22 protein-coding genes are annotated in these 24,112 nt (G+C 42.1%); 14 read left to right on the top strand and 8 right to left on the bottom strand.

Annotated elements, in window-relative coordinates; all coding sequences use genetic code 11:
- Nucleotides 1-7: 7 nt before the first annotated feature.
- The 7 genes from F975_RS13655 to F975_RS13625 form a co-directional block, all read right to left on the bottom strand.
- Nucleotides 8-970, bottom strand: a complete 963-nt coding sequence (locus tag F975_RS13655; RefSeq protein ID WP_004754317.1) for an asparaginase domain-containing protein — start codon at nucleotides 968-970, stop codon at nucleotides 8-10.
- A gap of 48 nt (nucleotides 971-1,018) precedes the next feature.
- A complete protein-coding gene (locus tag F975_RS13650; RefSeq protein WP_004754315.1) occupies nucleotides 1,019-2,563 on the bottom strand; it encodes a hypothetical protein in 1,545 nt (514 codons plus the stop codon).
- Between the two features lie 51 nt (nucleotides 2,564-2,614).
- Complete coding sequence (locus tag F975_RS13645) at nucleotides 2,615-4,000, bottom strand: FimV/HubP-related protein (protein ID WP_004754313.1); 1,386 nt, start codon at nucleotides 3,998-4,000, stop codon at nucleotides 2,615-2,617.
- Nucleotides 4,001-4,127: 127 nt separating this feature from the next.
- Nucleotides 4,128-5,246 (bottom strand): aspartate-semialdehyde dehydrogenase, encoded by a 1,119-nt coding sequence (gene asd, locus F975_RS13640; RefSeq protein ID WP_004754312.1) that lies wholly within the window; start codon nucleotides 5,244-5,246, stop codon nucleotides 4,128-4,130.
- Between the two features lie 620 nt (nucleotides 5,247-5,866).
- Nucleotides 5,867-6,973: a glycosyltransferase family 4 protein gene (locus F975_RS13635; RefSeq protein WP_004754309.1), complete on the bottom strand. Its 1,107-nt coding sequence runs from the start codon at nucleotides 6,971-6,973 to the stop codon at nucleotides 5,867-5,869.
- A 15-nt stretch (nucleotides 6,974-6,988) separates the two neighbouring features.
- Nucleotides 6,989-7,924, bottom strand: coding sequence for an LpxL/LpxP family Kdo(2)-lipid IV(A) lauroyl/palmitoleoyl acyltransferase (lpxL, locus tag F975_RS13630; RefSeq protein WP_004754308.1), 936 nt, complete (start codon nucleotides 7,922-7,924; stop codon nucleotides 6,989-6,991).
- A 100-nt stretch (nucleotides 7,925-8,024) separates the two neighbouring features.
- Nucleotides 8,025-8,654, bottom strand: a complete 630-nt coding sequence (locus F975_RS13625; protein ID WP_004754305.1) for a LysE family translocator — start codon at nucleotides 8,652-8,654, stop codon at nucleotides 8,025-8,027.
- A 99-nt stretch (nucleotides 8,655-8,753) separates the two neighbouring features.
- Here F975_RS13625 and F975_RS13620 point away from each other — a divergent pair, with 99 nt between their 5' ends.
- The 3 genes from F975_RS13620 to F975_RS13615 all read left to right on the top strand — a co-directional run bounded on the left by F975_RS13620 (nucleotide 8,754) and on the right by F975_RS13615 (nucleotide 10,042).
- A complete protein-coding gene (locus F975_RS13620) occupies nucleotides 8,754-9,305 on the top strand; it encodes an O-acetyl-ADP-ribose deacetylase (protein WP_004754304.1) in 552 nt (183 codons plus the stop codon).
- A gap of 18 nt (nucleotides 9,306-9,323) precedes the next feature.
- Complete coding sequence (locus F975_RS15595) at nucleotides 9,324-9,566, top strand: DUF1272 domain-containing protein (RefSeq protein ID WP_004754301.1); 243 nt, start codon at nucleotides 9,324-9,326, stop codon at nucleotides 9,564-9,566.
- An 86-nt stretch (nucleotides 9,567-9,652) separates the two neighbouring features.
- Nucleotides 9,653-10,042, top strand: coding sequence for a cytochrome b562 (locus F975_RS13615; protein WP_004754300.1), 390 nt, complete (start codon nucleotides 9,653-9,655; stop codon nucleotides 10,040-10,042).
- Between the two features lie 731 nt (nucleotides 10,043-10,773).
- On the opposite strand, the gene F975_RS13605 is transcribed toward F975_RS13615, so the two are convergent.
- Nucleotides 10,774-12,681, bottom strand: coding sequence for an ATP-binding cassette domain-containing protein (locus F975_RS13605; protein ID WP_004754297.1), 1,908 nt, complete (start codon nucleotides 12,679-12,681; stop codon nucleotides 10,774-10,776).
- A gap of 35 nt (nucleotides 12,682-12,716) precedes the next feature.
- Between F975_RS13605 and F975_RS13600 the strand changes: the two genes are divergently transcribed.
- The 11 genes from F975_RS13600 (at nucleotide 12,717) to F975_RS13550 (ending at nucleotide 24,044) form a co-directional block, all read left to right on the top strand.
- Nucleotides 12,717-12,959: a SlyX family protein gene (locus F975_RS13600; RefSeq protein WP_004754295.1), complete on the top strand. Its 243-nt coding sequence runs from the start codon at nucleotides 12,717-12,719 to the stop codon at nucleotides 12,957-12,959.
- Between the two features lie 343 nt (nucleotides 12,960-13,302).
- A complete protein-coding gene (locus tag F975_RS13595; protein ID WP_004754293.1) occupies nucleotides 13,303-13,743 on the top strand; it encodes a hypothetical protein in 441 nt (146 codons plus the stop codon).
- 29 nt (nucleotides 13,744-13,772) lie between these two features.
- A complete protein-coding gene (gene topA / locus F975_RS13590) occupies nucleotides 13,773-16,415 on the top strand; it encodes a type I DNA topoisomerase (RefSeq protein WP_004754292.1) in 2,643 nt (880 codons plus the stop codon).
- A gap of 80 nt (nucleotides 16,416-16,495) precedes the next feature.
- Nucleotides 16,496-17,434, top strand: a complete 939-nt coding sequence (locus tag F975_RS13585) for an NYN domain-containing protein (protein ID WP_004754290.1) — start codon at nucleotides 16,496-16,498, stop codon at nucleotides 17,432-17,434.
- A gap of 18 nt (nucleotides 17,435-17,452) precedes the next feature.
- A complete protein-coding gene (locus F975_RS13580; protein ID WP_004754288.1) occupies nucleotides 17,453-18,211 on the top strand; it encodes a hypothetical protein in 759 nt (252 codons plus the stop codon).
- A gap of 16 nt (nucleotides 18,212-18,227) precedes the next feature.
- On the top strand, nucleotides 18,228-18,797 hold the full coding sequence (locus F975_RS13575) for an HdeD family acid-resistance protein (RefSeq protein WP_004754287.1): 570 nt from the start codon (nucleotides 18,228-18,230) through the stop codon (nucleotides 18,795-18,797).
- Between the two features lie 297 nt (nucleotides 18,798-19,094).
- On the top strand, nucleotides 19,095-20,561 hold the full coding sequence (locus tag F975_RS13570) for a CYTH and CHAD domain-containing protein (RefSeq protein WP_004754284.1): 1,467 nt from the start codon (nucleotides 19,095-19,097) through the stop codon (nucleotides 20,559-20,561).
- A gap of 226 nt (nucleotides 20,562-20,787) precedes the next feature.
- Nucleotides 20,788-22,764, top strand: coding sequence for an ATP-dependent helicase (locus F975_RS13565; RefSeq protein WP_004754282.1), 1,977 nt, complete (start codon nucleotides 20,788-20,790; stop codon nucleotides 22,762-22,764).
- Nucleotides 22,765-22,816: 52 nt separating this feature from the next.
- Nucleotides 22,817-23,056, top strand: coding sequence for an RNA recognition motif domain-containing protein (locus F975_RS13560; protein ID WP_004754281.1), 240 nt, complete (start codon nucleotides 22,817-22,819; stop codon nucleotides 23,054-23,056).
- A 130-nt stretch (nucleotides 23,057-23,186) separates the two neighbouring features.
- The gene (locus tag F975_RS13555; protein ID WP_004754279.1) at nucleotides 23,187-23,690 is read left to right on the top strand and encodes a DUF6586 family protein; all 504 of its coding nucleotides are present in this window, start codon (nucleotides 23,187-23,189) and stop codon (nucleotides 23,688-23,690) included.
- Between the two features lie 75 nt (nucleotides 23,691-23,765).
- The gene (locus tag F975_RS13550; protein ID WP_004754278.1) at nucleotides 23,766-24,044 is read left to right on the top strand and encodes a hypothetical protein; all 279 of its coding nucleotides are present in this window, start codon (nucleotides 23,766-23,768) and stop codon (nucleotides 24,042-24,044) included.
- Nucleotides 24,045-24,112: the final 68 nt, after the last annotated feature.

Below are 24,112 nucleotides of genomic sequence, written 5' to 3'. Positions count from 1 at the left end.
TTTTGTATTATTCATGCCAGTGCTTCAACCAGTCGCCTGCCTGTTCATGCTGCAAATAAAGCGCTAGCAATTTGGCATAAAGATCAGCGTGACCTAGACAATCAGACACTGCAATTTGTGCTTCTTTGACCCATGCACTGACTGCATAGCGCTGATCAATACCACCTGCAGTGACCTGTGTAGTCAGTACAGGCAAACAGTTATTTTGTTTGAGTTGTTGAAAGAGCTCAATAATGGTGGAATTGGTCACTAAGTTCCCAGTTCCAAAGCCTTGTAAAATTAAAAAGTCGGGTGCCTGTCTAAGTACATGCTGAAGGTTATGTTCGAGCTGTTCCAATCCAATCGGCTGCATCATCCAGTTAAAAATATTGAGGTTTTGCGCACGTTGTAGCATCGTATCGGTAACGTGTGTGGCCTGCTGCTGTTGCATGATTGTTTGTGTTGATGCAATACCCTGAAAGGCATTGAGTTCAGTGGTATGAGCTTTTAGTGCTGTACGACCATGAAATAGTTGTTGATGGAATGCTAAATATACGCCTGTATCGACACTCAAAATATGCTCAAGTGCAAACCACAGGTTGTCTCGGGCATCGGTCTGTTCACGAATCGTTGAGCCATCTACCGTGAGTAACGGGAATTGACTGCCTGTAATAATCACATGGCAAGATTTGGCGAGCATACGTGCCAACACTGCACTGGCATAACTTAAAGTATCCGTGCCGTGAATTACGACAAAATGCTGGAAGTTTTGTTGTTGTAATTGTTGAATAAACTGTACCAGTTTGAGCCAGTCTACTGCTGTATAGGCGCTACTGTCCTTAATCTCAGGAGCAGCAAAGCATTCTATTGCCAAATTGTCTGGCAAATAGCCATGCAGGCAAGGTAAAAAGTCATGTTCTGGCATTGGGCTTAAGGGTTCACCTACACAGCCGAATGTTCCACCCATATAAATTAAAGCAATTTTAGACATGATAAAAAAAGCAGCCGAATTCGACTGCTTATGGTAAAACGAACTGCTTTAAGATGCTATTTGATTTAATAAATATTTGGCGCGATCTAATTCATCAGCATGATATTGCACTTGTGAATCTTCTAATAAAGCTCGTGCCGAGCTAAATGCACCTAAACGAATGTACTGTTCTGCAAGTGATAAGTTGAGTTTAGTATCGCTGAGTGCAGCCAATTCAGGGAATTGTTGAACTACATAATCTACAGCTGCTTTTGCTGTTTCTGGAGCAGGTTCTTCTACAGTTGCAACAGTTGATTCTATAGTGTTGCTTGGTAGTGTATCGAAACTGGTTATAGAGAGAGGCTCTGCTGCAACTTCAACTGTAGGAGTAGGAGCTATGACTATTTCAGGTTCAATTTCGGGCTGAGCATCTGGCTTGTCAAAGCTAAACACTATTTCCTGTTTTTCTACCACAGGCTGTGGTTCAGCTTGAACTTCAGTATTGACTGCTTCAAAGTTAAATGCGATATCAACCTGTTGAATTGGCTTAACTTCTTGTTCTGGCTGTTTCTCTTGGGAAACAGCAGGTTTGGTAAGGTCAAATTTAAACTCTAGAACAGGTGCTTCTTGTACTTCTTCTACATGTTCAAGTTGAGTTGTATGTGGTGTTTCATGCTGATGCTGGAAGGCTGCTTCACGATGTTCTGTTTTAGCAACTTCAGGAATGACATCCTCATTTTTACCAAAATCAAGTTTCTGGGCAAAATGTTCGGGACCTTTGCTTTCTATTGTGCGTGGTTCAATAGATAGGTGAACATGCTTGGTTGCTGCTGATTCAGGCTCATCAATTTCAGTTTTTCTGGAGTCTTCAAAGCTAAATTCAAGAGGCTTGTGTTCTTCTACTTTTGAAGCAGGTGCTGTTTCCTGAGCAGTCGTGGATACACTGTGTAATTCTTGTTCTAATTTATCAAAAGACAAGCTACTATGTGTCGGTTCAGGTTCGCTGTGTGCTTCATCGCTTAAATCATTTTTAAGTAAATCAAAATCAACTGCTTTTACTTGAGGAGTTGCTGGTTTTTCAGGTTCAACTACAGCAGTAGCAGGCGCTTCATCTGGAAGTTGAATAGGTGTGAACTGAATTGAATCTGTTCTTGCTTGCTCTTTTTTTTCTGCAATACGGTTTTCTGCTTCTCGTACAACATCATGTAAATTCAGTGAACGTAAATGAGATAATAGCTGATTAATAGAAAACTGATCATTTTGCTCAATATGAATTTGTAGCAGTAACAAATACAAATCGTGTTGTGCATTATCTGCATTGAGTGCCTGATTAATGATTGCTTCAGCTGTACTAAAGTTTTTATCACGAATCAGGTTTTCAATTTGGCGACGTAAATCAGGATCAAGTTCTTTTGGTGTTGTTTCAACAGAAAGTATGTCCTGTGTGTCAGTTATATCTGTTGTTGCCGTACCATAACGTGCTTTTGCTTTCTTTCTCGACTCAAATTTTCTTTTTGATCGACTAGAATCAGTATCTTGTTGCCCCGAGCCTCGTTTTTTAAGCACAATGGCTACAACGAGTAATAGAACAAATGGAATGATATATAGCAACATTTTTTTATCCTTGCATTCGCAACAATGTGTTCAGGCTAAAAACAGTTCTCATTAATGACTTGGCTTGTTGGCTTTTTGTTGCTGTTGCAACTGTTGCTGTAATTGCGCAAGTCGAGCATTTAATAATTGAATTTGATGGTCTTTTTGTTGCAGAGCCAAATCCAATTGAACTACATTTTTTTGTAATGTAACGGTTTTTTTACGAATTGTCATAACTTTTAATGATAATTCAGGCGCAGTTTTCTGGGCATTTTGACTATTACCTCCCATTTTACTCGAAGATGTATCTGTATTTTCGGTCACGAGTCTCATTTCTGCTTGGTCTAGGCGATATTTCGTCGCATATTTTCCTGCTGAGGTTGTTTTTGTCGTGTTCGCTGTATGAGTAGGGAGAGGTGCATTACTTAGGTTCAGGTTGGTTCCTTCTCTTAAGCGATTGATATTTCCACCAACAAAGGCATGTTCATTCAGTGCTTTAATATGTTTCATCACTTCGCCAATCGGCTGATGGCTTTGCTCGGAAATCCGTGCTGCAATACTCCATAAAGAATCCTGACGCTGCACCACATAGTGATTGTTCTTCGCAGCTTCTTTAGTTGTGGCAACAGGTGCAGGTTTTACAGGAGTTCGGTGTACAACAGGTATTTGTTTTTTGGTCTCTACCGATGTTTGAGCTGTTGCTGGTGTAGCTTGTGGTTGACTGTGCTTTTGCAGTGGCTGAGGTGAAGATACTGTTGCAGCAGGCTTGGCGGCAGATGCAGCTGTCGTTACAGGTTTGGCAGGTGCGGCAGTCGTTGTTGTCGGTTTTGTTGCTATGCTAGTTCGGTTGTTTGGTGTTGCTGTGGTTAGGCTTGGTGGCGCAGCAACACTGATTGCTAAAAGATGACTAGGTGCTGGTGGATTATTTGCTGGAGCAATTGTTGTTGTGTAGTGTCTGCTCTCAGGTAAGTTAAGTGCAATATCTTTTTCACTGACAATCTGTTTTGGAACCAAGACTTGCTCTTGAGTTGAGGCTTTAATCGGGCCTGCTTTGGCTATGAGTGCTTTAGGGGGATTATTTCCACCCAGATTTTTTTGAATTTGTTGTAAATGTGCCCCATCGGCATCTTGGACTTTTACAATCAGGTTGATATTTTTATTGGTCATGGGTTGAGATGAAGTGATGACAATCACGCCACTACTTGCGCCCGTGCGACGTACAAAGAAATTTAATCCACTCACATCCTGTTGGCTAGCACCCATACGGATCAGGTCATCAGGGTCAGCTAAACCTGCTTGAATTGCAGCATTATTGCTGGCATTTGTATAAGGAATTTCGACATATAACAATTGCCCTTGAGTTGATTCAATTTGGGCGGCGTTAAAAGTTAATGCATAGCTACTGTGTGCAGCGAAACATAAAATCAGTGCTGAAGCGAGTTTGTTATATGCAGTCATTTTCATCCACAAAATGGAACTGTTGATTGTTTTAACTATAATGTAGCTGTATGTAAATGAATTGTAAATTTTAAAGATGCTAAAAAGCCGATCTTTTCAGACCGGCTTTTCAATTTAAAATTCAAAATTATGCATTTTTATAGTCAATCAAGATGCGGAGCATGCGGCGTAGTGGTTCTGCAGCACCCCAAAGTAACTGATCACCCACAGTGAATGCACCAAGATACTCTTTACCCATATTGAGTTTACGTAGACGACCTACAGGAACACTTAATGTGCCAGTAACAGCAACAGGTGTCAGGTCAGTCATAGACGCTTCGCGGGTATTTGGAATCACTTTTGCCCACTGGTTTGACTGGCGAATCATGTCCTCGATTTCATTGAGAGGCACATCTTTTTTCAATTTCAACGTCAACGCCTGAGAATGGCAACGCATTGCACCGATACGCACACAGTGCCCATCGATTGGTACGATTTGCTGGTTACCCAAGATTTTATTGGTTTCAACCTGACCTTTCCACTCTTCCTTAGACTGGCCACTTTCCAGTTGCTTGTCGATGTAAGGAATTAACGAGCCTGCTAAAGGTACGCCGAAGTTTGCAGAAGGGAAGCCTTCACCGCGTTGCAATTCAGCAATTTTAGAGTCGATGTCTAAAATCGCAGATTTAGGATCATCTAACAAATCTTTGGTGTTGTTATACAAATAACCCATGCCTGTGATCAGTTCACGCATGTTTTGCGCGCCAGCACCTGATGCTGCCTGATAGGTCATGGAAGTTGCCCATTCCACCAAGTTATTTTGGAAGAGACCACCTAAGCCCATCAACATCAGAGAAACGGTACAGTTACCGCCTACGAAAGTTTTGGTGCCTTTGACTAAACCATCTTTAATCACGTTCAGGTTGACTGGATCAAGCACAATAATGGCTTGGTCATCCATACGTAAAGTCGATGCCGCATCAATCCAGTAACCGTTCCAGCCTTCCGCTTTAATTTTTGGGAAAATCTCAGAAGTATAGTCACCACCTTGGCAGGTAATAATGACATCCATTTGCTTCAGACTCTTAATATCTGATGCATCCATAAGTGCTGGGGCAGTCTTACCACCAAAAGCAGGGGCTTCACCACCTGCATTACTGGTAGAAAAATAGAATGGCTCAAAATGTGCAAAGTCATTCTCTTCAACCATACGTTGCATAAGGACAGAACCAACCATCCCACGCCAACCGACCAGACCTACTTTCATGTCATTGTGCCTCGGTATTGTCATAAAAAAATAAAAGGGTTTTGAGTGTATCAAAAGTCTCCCCAACTGCAAGCGCTACATAAGTCAAACAGAAAGATTTTTGAGTGAAATAACTTGTTTATGATACATACAAAACTAATAAAGATGGTCTTAGCTACTTATATTATAAAAATTAAAAACATAGCTTAAATTTAATGGGGGTTTTTCAAGGTGTTGTTTTTGCTCGGATGTTGAGTTTTTAAGCGAAAAAAATGTTGAATAATTAAGCAAATCTCACCTTGGTTCTGTGCGGGGTACGCAATAAAAAGCAGTCATAATTTTAGATCAAATAAATATCACCTTAATTTGAAAAAAGTATAACACTTACTTGGCTGATGTAAGCATATGCGTACATTCTGTACAGCAGATATCTGCTATGCAGCTTTAGGATTTCATTTTATTCTAGGTTTATCGGCACAAGGAAGTATGGGAATGGAGTATCCCGTAGGGAAGACGTGCTGAGTGGATAACATCAATGGCATGATGGCAACATGGATAGACACAATAAAAACAATAATAAGATCTGAAAACACAACCTCAATTAACCCGAACTGGATGTTCCATCTAGTTCGGGTTTTGATTTATTGGCGTTGTAGCAATTGCTGATACAAGGCAAGCGTATTTTGACACATATCCTGCAAACTAAACTGCGTCACAGGGGCAACCGTCACGGGTTTTTCAATATGTTGCTGGATATTGCGGAGTAAACTTACCTGATCATCGACCTTGATCAGTCCTTGCGGATAAATCTGCGACAGGATTTCTGCGACACCACCACGGTTCCAGCCAATCACTGGCGTACCGACAGATAATGCTTCAAGTGCCGTACGCCCAAAGGTTTCTGCCTGATTGGACAGTGACAGTACTACATCACTGAGTGCTAGCCATTCACGAATATCAGAACGATGCCCGACAAAGGTGATGTGTTCGGTTAAACCGTGTTGTTGCACGCTATTTTGCAGTTCATCCAAATAGGTTTGTTTCTTCTCATCTGCACCGCCCACGACCAATGCATGAACCTGTGGGTATTGCTGCTTTAGCTGTGTCATGAGTTGAATCAGGGTTTCATGTCCTTTCAAACGGGTAATCCGCCCAGGTAGACACAGCAGAAATTTGTTTTCGAGTTGAGGATAATCGTTGTAAACCTGATTCAGCCATTGCGCAGTTGGTTGATAGCCGTGAGGAAATGCTTTGGGGTCAATCCCACGATAAATCCGCACAATATCCTGTGGTGGGCACGCTGGATAATTTTGCCGAATGTATTCAACGACACTGTCAGATACCGCAATCACTTTTTCAGCATGCGTCATAATGGCGCTGTAACGGTTGACCGAATAAAAACCATGTACCGTGCTCACCAAATGCGGGCGGCGTGAAGCAGGAATGCCTTTTAGAGCAAAATGGGTCAGCCAAGCAGGCACACGTGAGCGTACATGGACAATATCAGGCTGATGCTGCTCAATAATTTTTCTGAGTGGGCGAATTTGCCACAGACTCGACAAGGCTTTTTTGTGAATTGGCAACTGAATATGGGTTGAACCTTCGGCTTCAAGCTCAGGCACTAAGCGACCGCCATTGGAAACCACTAAAGAAGTGTGCCCTTGCTGAACCAAAGCACGTGCAATTTCTAATGTCCCACGTTCTACACCACCACTGTTCAGTTCTGGAAGAAGCTGCATCACTTTCATGCTGAATTCCTGATTTTAATAAATTTTGTCGTAGCCTTCAGGGCGAGTTTTAAAGCGGCGATGAAACCACATGTATTGCGTTGGAGCAATACGTAGCTGATTTTCAATAATTTTATTAACACGGGTTGCATCATCGACTTCATCGTCAGAAGGTAGGTTTTCAACAGGCGGCTCAATCAAAATATGATAACGAGGGTCGGCTTCATCACCATAACGATAAAAATACAGCGGAATTGCTGCAGCCTTGGAAATTTTTAACAAGCGGCGGTGCGCCGTAACCGTTGCTGCAGGCGTGCCAAAGAAAGGTGCCATAACGCCTTGTTTTAGACCAAAATCCTGATCGGGGCTATACCAGATGGCACGTCCATTTTTTAGATGGCGAATCAGACCGCGCATATCGTCATGGTCAATTTGATTTTTATAAATCGTGGCACGCCTGCGGTAAATCAGCATGTCCAGTAACGGGTTGTTTTGCGGGCGATAGACTACATCGGGTTCAAAGTACTGCGCACAGATGTACCCGCCTGCATCGAGCAGGGTGCTGTGCGTTCCGAGTAGTAGTACTCCCTGACCTTGTTGTTGCGCATGGGTAATATGTTCCAGACCTTCAATGGTCACGCGATCTTTAAACCATTGTGGCTTATACCACGCATTTAAGGTTTCAAAAGTCCCCAGCATCATGTCCACAAAAACTTGCTTGGCATGTTGCTCAACTTCATTCCGTGACCATTCAGGAAAACACACTTCCAGATTGCGCATCGTGGTTTTGCGGCGAGACTTGAGGTATTTCCATGCCAGATTGGCAAGCGCATGTGCCAGACGGCGCTGAACGGCCCACGGTAAAATCGCAAGAAGCATAAGAAAGACAATCGCAATCCACACCCCCCAGTATTTGGGCAGTAGAAAAGACCATTGAAATTGACCAGGAATGTAATCTTGCTGTTTACTCATATGGCGATAAAAACTGAATAAAAAACTGGGTGCAGTGTATCATGAACTGATTTTCGAAATTCAACAGTTATCGCAATGGATATAAATACATGGTGACTGGTTAACGACGTTGTTCCAATAAAATGCGTACGACAAGTGCTGAAAGTACGCTGCCCATCAGCCATTTTTGTAACTGCGCCCAAGATGTGTGCAATTGTAAAAAATGGGCAATATGCGCTGCAGAAAATACAATCAAGGCATTTACCGACAGGCTAATCACAATTTGAATCAAACCGAGTGCAACCGATTGCGTCAAAATATGCCCTTGCTCAGGATGCAAGAACTGAGGCAATAACGACAGGTACATAATCGCAATTTTGGGATTCAGGAGATTGGTCAGAAAACCCATCAGAAATAATTTACTTGGTGAATTATGGTCTAGTGATTTGACTGCGAAAATGGTGGTTTTGGAGCGAAAGGCATGGTAAGCCAGATACAGTAGATAAGCTGCCCCTGCAATCCGAATGGCATCGTAGGCATAAGGAATGGCAACCACAAAAGAGGTAATGCCAAACGATGCACAGAGCATATAAAACACAAAGCCCAGCGCCACACCTGCCAGTGAAATCAGTCCCGCCAGCCGACCTTGCGAAATTGAACGTGAAATCAGGTAAATCATATTTGGGCCTGGAGTCAGTACCATCAGCAAGGACACGAGCGCAAAGGCAAGAATTTGGTTAAAACTGAGCATAGAGAGGATGATTCATCTATAGTGATTGATGTCATTATAGCGAGTGTAGTGCAAAATTTGAGCTAAAATCGAATCAATGCGCATCAAGCGGAGGGCACAATGAAAACAATCCGAATTATACAGGGCGATATTACAGAGCTGAAGGTTGATGCAATTGTGAATGCTGCCAATAGCTCGCTGCTTGGTGGTGGCGGGGTTGATGGTGCTATTCATCGCAAAGGTGGGGCTGAAATTTTGACGGAATGTCAGCAGATTCGAGCACGCCAAGGCGGCTGTGCAGTGGGTGAAGCCGTGATTACCCATGCAGGATTATTGCCTGCACAATACGTGATTCATACGGTTGGACCGATTTGGGAAAATGGCATGTATGATGAAGATCAGTTTCTTGCAAATGCCTATCGTCATAGTCTGGAGTTGGCAGAGTCCAAGCAGCTACATAGCGTGGCTTTTCCCAATATTTCAACAGGTGTGTATGGCTTTCCCAAAGCGCGTGCGGTCAATATTGCCCTAGCCACGGTGATTGATTTTTTGAAAACTTCAACTCAGGTGACTGAGGTCATTTTTGTGTGCTTTGATCAGGAAAATTACCAGCTTTATCAGCAGGAAAGTTTAAATCATGCCAAGCAGCAGAGCGATTTACGTTTGCTCTAAGTCCAAGGGAAAATAATCATGCTGGAGCTACGACCAAACTGTGAGTGTTGTAATGCTGATTTAGCCGTGGATTCGAAAGAGGTATTGATTTGTTCTTTTGAATGTACCTTTTGTTTGCTGTGTAGTGAACAGATTTTTAATTTTATCTGTCCAAATTGTGGTGGTGAATTGGTAATACGCCCGATTCGCCCAGAGAATAAGCTGCAAAAATATCCTGCATCGACTCAGCGGGTTTTTAATCCGAATTTAAAAAACAGATAAGCTTATTGTGTAAAAATCAGCATAGCAACCGCATTATCATGAGATCTGCGGATTGAAGACCTCAGTAACAAGTAAGGAGATATTGTGTGAAAAGAATAGGGCAGATGATCGGTGCTATTACCTTGAGCCTCGCGGTGCAGTCAGTTTTTGCTGCCGATTTGGGGCAGGATATGGAAACTCTAGAAAATAATTACGAGTTATTTCAAGAGACACAAAATACCCAGCAAGCGCTGACCGCATTAACTGCCATGCAGAAGGCGGTATTGGATGCTAAGCAGTCTATTCCGATGAAATTGATTGGTCAGCCTGATAACAGCCCTGAGGTTCTAGGATATCGTAAAGCACTAGATGGTTTGAATACGGAACTAACTCAAACTTTGGCTTTGGTTAAAGCTGGAAATTTGCAACAGGTGCATGAGCAGGCAATTCCTGCGATTGATAATATGAGAAAAGCTAATCATCAGAAATTTCGTTAATTGTGAATACTAAGTTAGAGAAGCAATATGCTGGGTTGTTTCTCTATTCTGTTGTGATTAAGAAGATGTTTTTCTTTTATCTCGATGTTCTAGAAAAACTGTAATGAATATAGGTAGCCAAACTGAAATACAGAGAAAAATATTGGAGAAAATAATATTACGAATTGATAAATTGGAGTTGTAATAACATATCCACCACAGTAATTCAAAGATAGAATGAAGTAGAATGCTTATAATATATAGATTGTATATTAATTTCCATTCTTGATGATATGAAATAAAAATATGATTGATTAGAGCTGTTAAAATAAGACTAATAATTAAATAAATTGTCAGGCTAATAGCTAATATAAAAGGTAAGATGAATAAAGAAAAAAGTACTACACTAAACCATTCAGTTCCCTCCATTTGTCCGCTATATTGTCCAATCTCATGTAAGAAAAATATACACCATAGAGGGCTTGTTGTAAGATGACTCCATATTAGTCGTTTAAAAAAATTGAGTTGTATAAAGTCGGATACTCCCCGAAATATTAGTGAAGCAATAACTAATAATATAAAAATCGGAATTAAAATAAGCATGCTTTAAATTTCCTATTTTAAAAAATTATTTTTTGGATGATTAATTCTGATAAAAATTATTTGTTTTTATATATTATCTTTAGGATAAATCAAGTGCCATAATCAATTATGGCACTTAAAATATCTAATAAAAAGAATGACGGATAAATTTAGCCTTTGCTCATATTTTCCAGCTCATCCCAACGCTCTAATTTTTCTAGCAGAAGTTCATCAATTTCTGCGAGGCGTTGACTGGCTTGAGTTGCTGCATCAGCATCTTTTAAGAACCATGAGCCATCAGCAAGTTTAGCAGAGAGTTCAGATTGTTCTGTTTCCAGACTTTCAATCTCGGCAGGCAATTGCTCAAGTTCGCGCTGATCTTTGTAGCTGAGTTTAACTTTTTTAGGCGCAGCTTCGGCTGCCAGTTTATCGGCTTCTGCTTTGGCTTGCGCTTTTTTCACATCAGCTTTTTGATCGACCACTTTCTCGTCAGGGCGCTGTAACAGATAATCCTGATAGCCACCGATATATTCGGCAATACCGCCTTTACCATCAAAGACCCAAGTTGAAGTCACGACATTGTCCATAAAGGCACGGTCATGGCTAATCAACAGCAATGTGCCTTTGTACTCTGCCAGCATATCTTCAAGCAACTCTAGCGTCACCATATCGAGGTCATTGGTCGGTTCGTCCATGACAATCAGGTTGGATGGCTTGAGCAATAGTTTTGCCAGTAAGATACGGTTACGCTCACCACCTGACAAGGCTTTGACTGGAGTACGGGCACGTTCAGGTGAGAACAGGAAATCTTGCAAATAACTGTAAATATGACGGCGTTGACCATTCACATCGACAAAGTCAGAACCTTCCGACACGTTAGCAGCTACTGATTTTTCAAGTTCAAGCTGATTACGCAACTGGTCGAAGTAAGCGACTTCAAGCTGTGTTCCTGTTTTTACAGTACCTGTATGTTCAATATCGCCCAAAATGGCTTTGATAAGTGTAGTTTTACCGACACCGTTATCACCAACAAGACCAATACGGTCGCCGCGCATCACCAGCGCAGAGAAGTCTTTAATCAGTGGTTGATCACCATACTGCACACTTAAATGCTCAATATCGAATACCAGTTTGCCTGAGCGCTGTGCTTCCTGAACGCCCATGTTAACCTTGCCTTGCTGGAAGCGACGTGCTTTGGATTCTTCACGCAAGGCTTTTAAGGCACGCACACGACCTTCGTTACGGGTACGGCGGGCTTTAATGCCTTGACGAATCCAGGTTTCTTCTTCCGCTAGTTTCTTGTCAAACAACGCATTTTGCTTTTCTTCAGCTTCAAGCTGTTGGGCTTTGAGTTCAATGTAACGGGAATAGTTACCTTCAAAACTACGCAGTGTTCCACGATCCAGTTCGACAATGCGCGTCGCTAGGCGATCTACAAAAGAACGGTCATGCGAAATAAACAGCAGGGTTAAGTTATTTTGTTCGAGTAAGAATTTTTCTAACCATTCAATACTTTCGACATCCAGATGGTTGGTCGGTTCATCGAGTAAGAGGACATCAGGTTGAGTAAGAAGTGCGCGAGCTAACAAAACGCGACGCTTACGACCACCTGACAAATCTGCTAAATCAGCATCTGGGTCTAAGCCCATTTTGCCCAAAATGGTGTTGACCTTGTTTTCTAAAGTCCAACCATCAAGCTGATCCAGTTTGTGTTGCAGGTCGCCCATGCGTTCGCAGGCAGCCATATCACCCAAAACGCAGGCATCGCTTGCAGTATGATATTGTTTTAAAACTTCGGCAGCTTCACCTGCACCATCGGCAACGATATCGGCAACTTTACCCGAATCCATTGGTACATCTTGCGCAAGCATGGAAATGGTTAAGCCATTTTGCACCAAAACTTCACCATGATCGGGCAATAAGCTTCCCTCAATCAGTTTAAGTAAAGTAGACTTACCCTCACCGTTGCGCCCAATCAAACACACTCGTTCGCCACGTTCCAAAGTAAAGTTCGCGCCGTCGAGAAGGGCGGGTCCACCAAATGCAAGTTGGACATCCCTTAAAGTAATATAGGCCATAGAGTTTCCTAAAATTCCAAATTGAGGAGTGTTAAATGACTAAACCACCATATGATGATCAAGCGTCATTTTCCGCACCCATTGAAGATTTGCAAGTCCGAATTGCATTTTTAGATGATTTAGTTGAACAATTGAATGAACAATTGGCTCGACAAAGCTTGGAAATTGCGGATTTGCAAAAACAATTGCAGTTTTTGTATCAGCGTGTCGAAGCAGCAGATTTATCAGAAGGGATTGCACCGTTTGATCCTTTAACCAATAAGCCGCCACATTACTAAGCCTCAATGGTGTAATTGAAACAGCATGAAGTGAAAAAAGCGCATTTATTTTTTATGGGCAGAATGTCCTAATCAGTTTAAACCTGAGCACAAAAAAAGTGATGGATGCTCTTGAGCAGGGCATTGATGGTGCTTTGAAAGCCTACTTTTATTGAACCCACATATATCTTCATAGCCATAAAAATGCGGTAGCTTGGTTAAAGCAAATTGGTTTTAATCCACAAAAATTGCAAATATGGCTGCAAAGATACGCAAGCTGACTTGCACTTGATCAGGAAAACTTGCCTTTTCTATTCAGCTTATGTAACTCTAATACAAGATGAATAAATGAAGAACGTCAGGTATGGGTCTTTGGATTACCATTATTATTGTGCTGTTTGTATTGGGTTCGGTCTTGGGTTTAAGAGTCAATCCACGTGAAAAAGCCCTTGGCATGATGCGTGATAAAGCGCGCAAGATGGGGTTGCATCCACGCTTAATTGCTGCACCAGAATGGACAAAAATACCCAAAGCCACTGAAACCCGAGCCAGTATGGTGGCGTATTACAGTGTGCTACTGCCTGAAGCAAAATTGCCATTAATGCGTGCCCGAATTCAGGACGACAAGTTTGAACTGGTCTATGGTGATGACAAATTTAAAGATTATCCCATTGCATTAAAGGGGATTTATGCTATTGATATGCAGGCGAACTGTATTGGTGCATATTGGGATGAACATGCAGACTTACATGCAACCCAACTGGAAGCAATGAAAGCCTACCTTACAGCTTTGGCTGAACTTTAAAATTTTAGAAATAGGAAACGAATACCATTATGGCGAATGCTCCTCGGTCTAGCGCTAAAACGACTACAGAACAATCCGCGAGTGCGACCAATAAGCGTGCACTGGTGATTGTGGAGTCGCCAGCCAAAGCGAAAACCATTAACAAGTATTTGGGGAATGAATATATCGTCAAGTCTTCGGTAGGGCATGTCCGTGACCTACCGACAGGCGGTTCAGCCAAAACAGGTGAGAAAAAAACCACAACCCGCACCAAGCTGACCGATGTAGAAAAACAGCAAAAAGCTCAGCAATCTCTGATTAACCGTATGGGTGTTGACCCTGAACATGGTTGGTCTGCGCACTATGAAGTTTTGCCAGGCAAAGAGCATGTCGTTGCTGAATTAAAAAAACTGGCTTCACAAGTCGATGAAATCTATCTCGCAACGGATTTGGACCGTGAAGGGGAAGCAATTGCCTGGCATTTGCGTGAAGTGATTGGTGGTGATGATTCACGTTATCGCCGTGTCGTGTTTAACGAAATTACCAAAAATGCCATTCAAGAAGCGTTTAAGCACCCAACCCGCCTAGATATTGATCGCGTCAATGCACAGCAAGCCCGCCGTTTTCTTGATCGCGTAGTTGGCTTTATGATTTCACCACTGCTGTGGGAAAAAATTGCCCGAGGGTTATCGGCAGGGCGTGTGCAGTCGGTAGCTGTGAAGCTTGTCGTAGAGCGTGAGCGGGAAATTCGTGCATTTATTCCTGAAGAATACTGGCAGGTCTTTGCAGATACCCAGTCGAAAAAAGATGATATTCGTTTAGAAGCCGTCAAACTGGCAGGAAAAACCCTCAAATTAAGAAATAAAGCTGATACGGATCAGTTGCTTGCAACTTTGCAAGGTGCACAGTACCAAGTAGCACAACGCGAAGATAAACCGACCAAGGTCAATCCAAGTGCACCGTATATCACCTCGACCTTGCAACAGGCAGCCAGTACGCGTTTAGGTTTCTCAGTCAAGAAAACTATGATGCTGGCACAGCGTTTGTATGAGGCAGGTTTTATTACCTATATGCGTACTGACTCGACATTCTTGAGTAATGATGCAGTCAATATGGTACGTGAACATATTGCTAGTCAGTATGGCGCTAAATATTTGCCTGAACAGCCAAACCGTTATGGTAATAAAGCGGGTGCACAAGAAGCACATGAAGCGATTCGACCATCCAATGTGGCTTTGGCAGGTGATCAGCTCGTTGGTGTCGAACGTGATGCGCAGCGTTTATATGATTTGATCTGGCGCCAGTTTGTTGCATGTCAGATGACGCCAGCCGAATATCTGTCTTCGACATTACTGGTTTCAGCTGCCGATATTGAACTTAAAGCCAAAGGTCGAACTTTGGTATTTGATGGCTTTACCAAAGTTCGCGGTGTCAATAAATCTGATGATGACGTATTGTTGCCTGCGGTCAAAGTGGGTGATGTGTTACAACTCATCAAACTTGACCCGAGTCAGCATTTTACCAAACCGCCTGCGCGCTTTACCGAAGCCTCTTTGGTGAAAGAACTGGAAAAACGCGGTATTGGTCGACCTTCGACGTATGCTGCGATTATTTCTACCATTCAGGAACGTGGTTACGTCAAACTGGAAAACCGCCGTTTATTCGCGGAAAAAATGGGTGAAATTGTCACCGACCGCTTGGACGAAAGCTTTAATAACCTGATGAACTACGCCTTTACAGCAGATCTCGAAGGTCAGCTTGATAAAGTAGCCATAGGCGAACGTGGCTGGAAAGAGTTACTTGATACATTCTATGGTGACTTTAAAAAGCGTCTGAATGTGGCACAGGGCGAACAGGGCATGCGCCGCAATCAGCCTGTGGAAGTTGCAGATGTGCATTGTCCTGAATGCAGTCGTCCAATGCAGATTCGGACAGGAACAACAGGTGTGTTCTTGGGTTGCTCGGGCTATAACTTGCCACCGAAAGAGCGCTGTAAAGGCACACTGAATTTAACGCCTGTTGAATCTTTGGCGATTTTGTCGGATGACGATGGTGCCGAAACTGCTGATCTGATGTCAAAACGCCGTTGTCCAAAATGTGGCACCGCCATGGACAGCTATGTGATTGACGGCGGGCGCAAGCTGCATGTTTGTGGTAATAATCCAGACTGTGGTGGTTATGAACTCGAAGAAGGCGAGTTCAAGATCAAGGGTTATGATGGGCCGACCATTCCATGTGATAAATGTGATGGCGAAATGCAGTTAAAGACTGGACGTTTTGGCCCTTACTTTGCCTGTACCAGTTGTGACAATACCCGTAAAGTCTTGAAAAATGGTCAACCTGCGCCACCGCGTGTTGATCCGATCAAGATGGAACATTTACGTTCAGCCAAACACGATGATTTCTTTGTCTTGCGTGATGGTGCGGCAGGTCTTTTCCTCGCAGCCAGCAAGTTTCCAAAAGTCCGTGAAACTCGTGCGCCGAAAATTGCTGAGTTGCGTACCGTTGCTGAACAGCTTGATCCAAAATATCAGTATTTGTTAAAAGCTCCAGATACAGATCCTGAAGGCAATACCACGATTGTGAAATTTAGCCGTAAAAATCAGGCTCAGTATATTGGCTCGGAAACGCCAGAAGGCAAGCCAACCAAATGGAGTCTTGTGTATCAAGATGGAAAATGGATTGAAGGCTAAAAGTTTTTTTAAAATTTAAAGATAAGGGCAAATTAATTTGCCCTTATCTTTTTCTAATATTTATAAAAAATGGAACATACATGGAAATAAAATCAAAAAAATTAGCAGTCTTAATTGATGCTGATAATTCTTCTCTAAATTCAATTCAGTTCGTACTAGAAGAAGTTGCAAAGTATGGAATTGCAAGTGTTAAACGTGTTTACGGCGATTGGAGTACTGATACTCTAAAAAATTGGCGTGATATTTTACTGCCGTATGCAATTACACCTGTTCAGCAGTTTGCATATACTAAAGGTAAAGATGCTACAGATATGATTTTGATCATCGATGCGATGGATTTGCTATATAGCAATGCACTTGATGGCTTTTGTATTGTGTCTAGTGATAGTGATTTTACTCCCCTTGCTTCGAGAATCAGAGAAAGTGGTTTAACGGTTTATGGTTTTGGACGTAATAAAACACCTGAAGCATTTGTGAAAGCTTGTGATAAATTTATTTATGTTGAGAATCTTGAGGCAGAAAATAAGCAAAACATATTAAAAGATAATAACGATAAGGAGAGTAAAGAATTAAATTCACAATTTATGTTAGATAAATACTCCCTGAATTTAATTTATAAAGCTGTCAAAGATAATGCTGATGATAGTGGTTGGGCATACTTAGGTAGTGTTGGAGCATATTTAACTACAGTAAAGCCTGATTTTGATACGCGAAACTATGGGTATGATAAATTATCAGGTTTAGTTAAGGCATTGGATTTATTTGAAATAAAAATGAAAGGTAGCCAAATGTATTTAAGAAAGCGAAGTTTTGGTACCTTTGTTAAATTTGTACAAAAAGCAATAAATCAAAATGCTGATAGTAATGGTTGGGCAAGTTTATTTAGTATTATTCAAGCTCTAGAAAAGTCTGATTTTTCTATCCGAAATAATGAAGAGGCAATAAGATCTATTCATGATAGTTGGATTGAATTCTCAGAGAATAATAAAATGATTAAAATTGCTAAGGCTATGCCTTAGTTTTAAGTTAAGGTTTTTATGTGGAAAAAAATTCGTGTCACATTTTTATTGTTGGTTTTACTTGTTGTAGCAGTCAACGCTTGGCGTGATCAAAATCAAAACTGGGATCGTCCGATTGTGGTGTTGCTGCACCCTGTCAATGCAGATGGTCAAGCCACAACCGAGCAATATATTCAACATTTAACGACAGAGGCATTTGCCAGTTCCCAGCAATTTTTGCAAGATTCCAGTACTTTATATCGTGGAAAAAAAGTCTATTTTATTTATCAGTTAGGGCGTGAGTTAAAGCAGATTCCTCCAAAAATCCCTGAAAATGCCAGTGTGCTACAAGTGATGCTGTGGAGCCTCAAATTCCGTTATTACGCATGGCAGCAGCATACATCGCAAGATGGTCGCCCGACCGTCACCTTATATCTAAATTATTATGATCCAGAGCAAACCACGGCCTTAAAACATTCGACTGCTCTGGAGAAAGGCAGAGTTGCAATGGTGAATCTGTTTGCATCGGGGCAACAGGCAGCGCAGAATAATATTGTATTGACCCATGAACTGCTTCATGCGTTTGGTGCAACAGATAAATACGAGCTTGCTTCTGGACAGCCGATTTACCCTTCAGGTTATGCCAACCCAGAGCAGCAGCCACGCTATCCACAACATCAGGCTGAAATTATGGGTGGGTACATTGCACTTTCAGCAACTACCAGCAAAATGCCTGAAAGTCTAACTCAAGTCATACTGAATAAACCCACTGCCATTGAAGTGGGGTGGACAAAATAAATAAGAGAATAAAATTATGCTTACAGTCGGAAATGATTTGATTCGCCATCAGCTGCATCAGCAACGTAAATGGTATTTGTTGTTCGGCTGGTTACTGGTGTTGTTTGCGGGTGTCTTGCTGTTGAGCCTGCCTTTTGCCACTTTAACGGTGGTTGTACTGTTTGGTGGATTGATGATGCTGGCAGCGCTGCTTCATGTATTGGCAGCATTCAAGTTTTTTGATGGTGGTGTGCGTTGGATGTGGTTGCTGTTTGCCATAGTGTATTTTATCGCAGGCTTTTTGGCATTTCGCCATCCGTGGGGAACAGCCATTTTTTTAACACAGGTTGTTGGGGTTGTCTTGGTTGTGGCGGGGGTACTCCGTGTTTTTAAAGCGCTTTTATTTCGTGCGTTTCAAGGCTGGGGCTGGATTTTATTTTCAGGTTGTCTCACTTTATTGACAGGGGTTTTGATTTTACTCAGCCCTAATGCTGCATTTTGGCTCTTGGGGTTATGCCTTGCTTTGGATTTGTTGTTTCAGGGCATCAATTATTTAAGTTTGGCCGCGGTGATTCAGCGTATTCCTCCAAGTTCTGCCGACATCTAATTGTCGATTGATTATTTGGGATTCATTTAAAATAAAAAACAGGCCGTCCTGATCTCGCTTTGTGATGAAGCCCGCGAAACTGTAAGTGAGCTTCAGCCAAATTTTTACAACACATCGAGAGTCTTCTAAAATCTTTGCATTTGCGTTGAAATGAATGCCTAGCGATTCATTTCATCGGTATGCGGTGTATTTTTTTGTTTATTATGTAGACAATATACTGATTCACTTTTAGATTGATGATGGTTTAAAAATTTTGATCGCGGATTCTTAATTCTGGTGTTCGTTAGGAGCATAGGTATGGTTGAAATCGAACTCAAGTTTCAAGTACCCATGATTCACCGTGTTGATGTTTCTCCGGTATTTCATAACAAAAATGCTCAGCTGATACATGTAAAAAACCAATATTACGATACTGCTGAGCGCAAATTGACTGCTGCAAAATTGCAGTTACAGTTGGTTTTACAAGCGAATCACTGGGTGCAGGCTTTGATCTGTGAAGATGCTAAGCATCTCGGTTATCTAGAACATCAAGTGAGTTTGGGTGAAACCGATGCTCCACATGTAGATGTTACATTGCATCAGGGGACGCCAGCAGGTGCGATTCTGTTGGAAGTTTTAGCTGATGAAACACAGGCACTAACCCTACAATTTGAAACGGATATTGTTCGTACCGTGCACACTATTGGGGATCAAGGTAGTCAGATCGAGGTTGCGCTCGATGTGGGCGAAATTCGTACTGAAAAAGATCATCTTCCCATCTATGAACTTAAATTTGAACTCAAAATGGGTTCAGCTGATCGATTATTTTCATTGGTGGCTGATTGGGTACAGCGTTATGAATTATGGCTAGATATTCGTTGCAGGGCTGCGCGTGGTGATCAGTTACGACAAGGGCTCAAAGCTTTGCCAGCTATACAGGCTCGTAATCCTGTACTTGTAAAAAAATTACCCGCCGAAATTGCCTTACGTGAAATGATTGCAAGTTGCCTACAGCAGATTTTACCAAATATTGCTGAAATGATGACTGAAACCAATGAAGCTGAACATGTACATCAGGCGCGTGTGGGGATTCGTCGCTTACGTAGTGCCTTACGTGTTTTTGGTCATTGGTCTAAACAAACTGATCAGACTTGGGAGGTGACTTTAAAGACGTTGTTTAATCAATTGGGTACTATTCGCGATCGCGATGCTTTGGAAGAAGAACTGCTGCCTAAGTTACGTGCAGCAGGTGCGCCTTATGTCAAGTTGCCTGTTCAGATTCAACCGCATCAACAGGAAATACACACTTTCAAAGATTCTTCTTATACGAGATTATGGCTGGCGTTGATTCAATTTATTCAAACTCCATCAGATAGTCAGCATCAGCAGAACACTGATGATAATTTGACCGAAATGACCAGTGCAGAGATTAAACACATGCATCGGCAGTTGTTAAAAGATGCTGAAAGCTGTTTGGATTTAAACGATATGATGTGGCATCGTATGCGTAAGCGATTGAAACGTTTGCGTTATTGTGTTGAATTTGTATCTTCTTTATATGATAAAAAACTGGTTCGGCAATATCTGAGTGCCCTAAGTCCTGTTCAGGATATTTTAGGGCAATACAATGATGTCCTGATTGCCGAAGCATTGTTTAAACAACAAGTACAACATCATCCACAAGCTTGGTTTGCTTTAGGCTGGTTGGCAGCCCATCGTGAACAGTTACGGCTAGAATCTGCTTCAGCTTTACAGCGACTACAATATGCCAAGGTCTTCTGGTAAGTACTTTAGCCACAAAAATCAGAAAGGTTGATGGTTGTTAACTACTTGTTTTTACATGAATGTACAACAAAGAAAGGCAAGTGGTCAATCGGGAACAGATGTGCTTGCATCTTAGGCATAAGAAATGTTGGCTATGGTCTTTGGCGTATTGGTATAAGTTCCTCACAGCAATAGAGGCGAGTTTGTTAAACTATAGCAAATCCCTGATTGAACCTATGATGTTTGCATGAGCCTTGATACCCTGATCGCAGAGTTAAATCCCCAACAAAAACAGGCTGCGACCACAACCGCAGTAAACTGTCTGGTTTTGGCAGGGGCAGGCTGTGGCAAAACCAAAACCATTGTTGCGCGAGCGGCTTATCTGATTGCGCAGGGCATACCTGCCAACCAAATGCAGATTTTGACCTTTACTCGCCGCGCAGCCAGTGAAATTGTGACCCGAGTCGAGCAATATCTGGGCGCAGCCGCGCAAGGTTTACGTGCCTCAACTTTTCATACTTTTTGCATGTATCTGCTACGGCGTAATCCGCAAGTATTTGGATTGACCCAGTTTAGTATTATTGACCGAGATGATCAGTTGATGATGTTTCGGTTACTGCGAGGTAAGGGGCGCGATAATATTTTACCCAAAGCAGCTCAATTATGTGATCTGTATTCATTTGCACGAAATACACAGGTCAAGCTTTCTGAGGCTTTAGTGCAAAAATTGCCAGAAGCATTGCCTTATCAGGCGGAAATTGCAGAGGTAATGCGCCAGTATGAACAGCGCAAGCAGGAGCGTAATTACCTCGACTATGATGATATTTTAGCGATTGTGGCAGGGCATTTGCAGCAGTCGCCTGCACTGGTGGATTGGGTCAGCCGACTGTGTTCTGTGATGCTGGTCGATGAAATGCAGGATACCAACCCATTGCAATGGTCGTTGTTAGAACCTTTGATCGGACGAGCGCAATTGTTTTGTGTCGGTGATGATGCCCAGTCGATTTATGGCTTTCGTGGGGCAGACTTTGAAAATATTCATCATTTCAAAACGCGGGTTCCCGATGCTCAAGTGCTGACTTTAGAGCAGAATTACCGCTCTACACAGGAAATTCTGGATTTATCTAACTGGTTGTTAAAAAATAGCCCGATTGAATATAACAAGCAGCTCAGTGCACATCGGGGCGCAGGGCAAAAACCACATTTACATATTTTCCCGAATGAGTTTGAAGAAGCGAACTGGATTGCTCAGGATTTAAAACAGCGCTATCAGCAAGATACTGCATGGAATCAGCACATGGTTTTGGTGCGCTCCTCCTACGCTGCACGGTATCTTGAAAGTGCATTTATTAAAATGGCGATTCCTTATCGTTTCATTGGTGGAACCAAACTGCTGGAAGCTGCGCATGTCAAAGACTTGTTGAGCTTGCTACGAGTTGCTGCCAACCCGCAAGATGATATTGCATGGATGCGGTTTTTAACCTTATGGAATGGTGTAGGCGATGTTGGTGCCAGCCGACTGACAAGCGAGCTGATTGCTTTGGGGAGCTTAGAGGCACGATGTGCACGTTTGGAACGACATGGTAAAGTGTCACAAGCTGCGATTTTAATTTTAAAACAGCTCTCGATATTACAGCATGAAGTACAACAGTGTATTGGCTTGGCAGTGGATGCCTTGACTGAACAGTTGGCACAGAATTATCAAAATCAGGACTGGACACGCCGTGTCAAAGATTTTGATTTGGTGAAGCAACTGGCACAAAAACATGGGGCTTTGGGCGAATTTCTTGAAGAATATGTGCTTGAACCGATTTCTGTTTCAGAAGTGGAGCGGGCGAGTGATCAGGATATCGTGACCCTGATTACGGTACATTCGGCAAAAGGTACCGAGCAACAGGTGTGTTATGTGCCACATTTAACAGTCAATCAGTATCCGCATGCACGCGCTCAGGGTGATTTCGATGCTGTTGAAGAAGAGCGACGTGTATTATATGTCGCATTAACACGGGCAAAAAATGAATTAATTTTAACCAAGCAGGATTTAAATCATTGGGCATACGATCAAACCGATGAGCTTGGGCGTAAAATTAGCAGTTATTTTTTGAATGATTTGCCCTCATCGCTGGTGAATGTTGAAGCGCATAAGCGTATACCTGCTGCCCAGACGGGATTCTCCCAGAAAAAACCACCAACCCGTATTACATTTGGCCTGGATTTTGACTAAGCGTCAAATACACTCAGGCAGTTATTTAAATTCACAATCAAAAGGTTTATACATGAAAATTTTAGTTCGTAACTTAGAGCGCTCGATTACTGAAGCTGAGCTGTCGGAATTATTTCAGGCTTATGGTCAGATTGATTCTTGTGTAATTGTAATGGATCAGGCTACAGGCAAATCCAAAGGTTTTGGCTTTGTGGAAATGCCACATGCCCGAGATGCCATCAAAGCCATTAAAGGTTTAAATACCTTGAAACTTAAAGGTGTTGGTATTCGTGTGAAAGCTGCGGAAGAATAAGCCAGTGTTGAAAAAGGAAGGTATTTAAACCTTCTTTTTTTATATAAAAACATGAAAAAACTATATTCAAAGTACAGTACTGGCGCTAATCTATGAATAGGTTATCTTAGATTATTGAAAGGGAATCATTATGTCTCGTGTTGCTCGCTACCATGCCGATCGTACCAATCAAAAATTATATTTTGCGCGTTTAGCATGTTTGCAAGCAGAACAAACTGATCATGTTCAACAAGTTCAGGCATATCGTGAAGCTGCGGTGTTTCATTTACATGGTGCGATTTTGGCATTTTTACAGGAACTGGTTCGTTATTATCGTTTGAGTGATATGCAGCCAACCTTAAAGTCGATCGAAGATCACATGGCGGAAAAAGGACAGGTATCACCTGAAGTGACTGTCATGCAACAATTAGCCCGAGATGGTTTTATTGCAGAGCTAAAACACGCTTACCGTATGTGCCAGTACGCGCCTGAACCGACTGCTCCAGCACCTGAGCAAGAAACATCATCCAATTTAATTATCAAAGTCACTCAAGGTCCTCAGTCATGGTTGCCAGACATTGAAATTTTGCGTGAATGGCATCGGGAGTTAAGCCGCCTGATCGATGGTTTTCGTAATGAAATGGTCGAATTTTAACACCTTGAATTTTGCATTTTTGCACCGATATAAGTTAGTGTAAATCTTTGCATTTCTGGTGCGTATGGAGGTCGTATGTCTATACAGCAATTGAAAGAGTTATTTGGTAATCAAGACGCGGTTCTTGAGCTTGTACAGCTAGAAAATGGTGAGTTGGCACTACGTAATGCGGGCTCCGAAAATGCACCTCTAGTTACGATTCAGTTTAATGATGAAGTTCGTGCATTGCTTGGTGAGAACACGGCTATGGTTGCACAGCACATGATTCAGGCAGCACTTTTGGGGCTGATTGAAAAACAGGCTAACCAATGGCAGGCTGAAGTCATGGATGAACCCCCGAAACTCTTCAGTTAATTTCAAATCCATATAAAAAACGTACAGTCAACACTGTACGTTTTTTTATATCACGGTATTGAGTTTTA

Origin of the sequence: Acinetobacter brisouisimilis (assembly GCF_000368265.1) — a bacterium.
Classification (GTDB): Bacteria; Pseudomonadota; Gammaproteobacteria; order Pseudomonadales; family Moraxellaceae; genus Acinetobacter.
The sequence above is the reverse complement of the archived record's forward strand: the minus strand, read 5'-3'. Positions and strand labels throughout refer to the sequence as shown.

Coding starts and splice junctions, on each gene's coding strand:
- F975_RS13655 (WP_004754317.1), bottom strand. CDS start 970: ATGTCTAAAATTGCTTTAATTTATATGGGTGGAACATTCGGCTGTGTA.
- F975_RS13650 (WP_004754315.1), bottom strand. CDS start 2,563: ATGTTGCTATATATCATTCCATTTGTTCTATTACTCGTTGTAGCCATT.
- F975_RS13645 (WP_004754313.1), bottom strand. CDS start 4,000: ATGACTGCATATAACAAACTCGCTTCAGCACTGATTTTATGTTTCGCT.
- asd (WP_004754312.1), bottom strand. CDS start 5,246: ATGAAAGTAGGTCTGGTCGGTTGGCGTGGGATGGTTGGTTCTGTCCTT.
- F975_RS13635 (WP_004754309.1), bottom strand. CDS start 6,973: ATGAAAGTGATGCAGCTTCTTCCAGAACTGAACAGTGGTGGTGTAGAA.
- lpxL (WP_004754308.1), bottom strand. CDS start 7,924: ATGAGTAAACAGCAAGATTACATTCCTGGTCAATTTCAATGGTCTTTT.
- F975_RS13625 (WP_004754305.1), bottom strand. CDS start 8,654: ATGCTCAGTTTTAACCAAATTCTTGCCTTTGCGCTCGTGTCCTTGCTG.
- F975_RS13620 (WP_004754304.1), top strand. CDS start 8,754: ATGAAAACAATCCGAATTATACAGGGCGATATTACAGAGCTGAAGGTT.
- F975_RS15595 (WP_004754301.1), top strand. CDS start 9,324: ATGCTGGAGCTACGACCAAACTGTGAGTGTTGTAATGCTGATTTAGCC.
- F975_RS13605 (WP_004754297.1), bottom strand. CDS start 12,681: ATGGCCTATATTACTTTAAGGGATGTCCAACTTGCATTTGGTGGACCC.
- F975_RS13600 (WP_004754295.1), top strand. CDS start 12,717: ATGACTAAACCACCATATGATGATCAAGCGTCATTTTCCGCACCCATT.
- F975_RS13595 (WP_004754293.1), top strand. CDS start 13,303: ATGGGTCTTTGGATTACCATTATTATTGTGCTGTTTGTATTGGGTTCG.
- topA (WP_004754292.1), top strand. CDS start 13,773: ATGGCGAATGCTCCTCGGTCTAGCGCTAAAACGACTACAGAACAATCC.
- F975_RS13585 (WP_004754290.1), top strand. CDS start 16,496: ATGGAAATAAAATCAAAAAAATTAGCAGTCTTAATTGATGCTGATAAT.
- F975_RS13580 (WP_004754288.1), top strand. CDS start 17,453: ATGTGGAAAAAAATTCGTGTCACATTTTTATTGTTGGTTTTACTTGTT.
- F975_RS13575 (WP_004754287.1), top strand. CDS start 18,228: ATGCTTACAGTCGGAAATGATTTGATTCGCCATCAGCTGCATCAGCAA.
- F975_RS13570 (WP_004754284.1), top strand. CDS start 19,095: ATGGTTGAAATCGAACTCAAGTTTCAAGTACCCATGATTCACCGTGTT.
- F975_RS13565 (WP_004754282.1), top strand. CDS start 20,788: ATGAGCCTTGATACCCTGATCGCAGAGTTAAATCCCCAACAAAAACAG.
- F975_RS13560 (WP_004754281.1), top strand. CDS start 22,817: ATGAAAATTTTAGTTCGTAACTTAGAGCGCTCGATTACTGAAGCTGAG.
- F975_RS13555 (WP_004754279.1), top strand. CDS start 23,187: ATGTCTCGTGTTGCTCGCTACCATGCCGATCGTACCAATCAAAAATTA.
- F975_RS13550 (WP_004754278.1), top strand. CDS start 23,766: ATGTCTATACAGCAATTGAAAGAGTTATTTGGTAATCAAGACGCGGTT.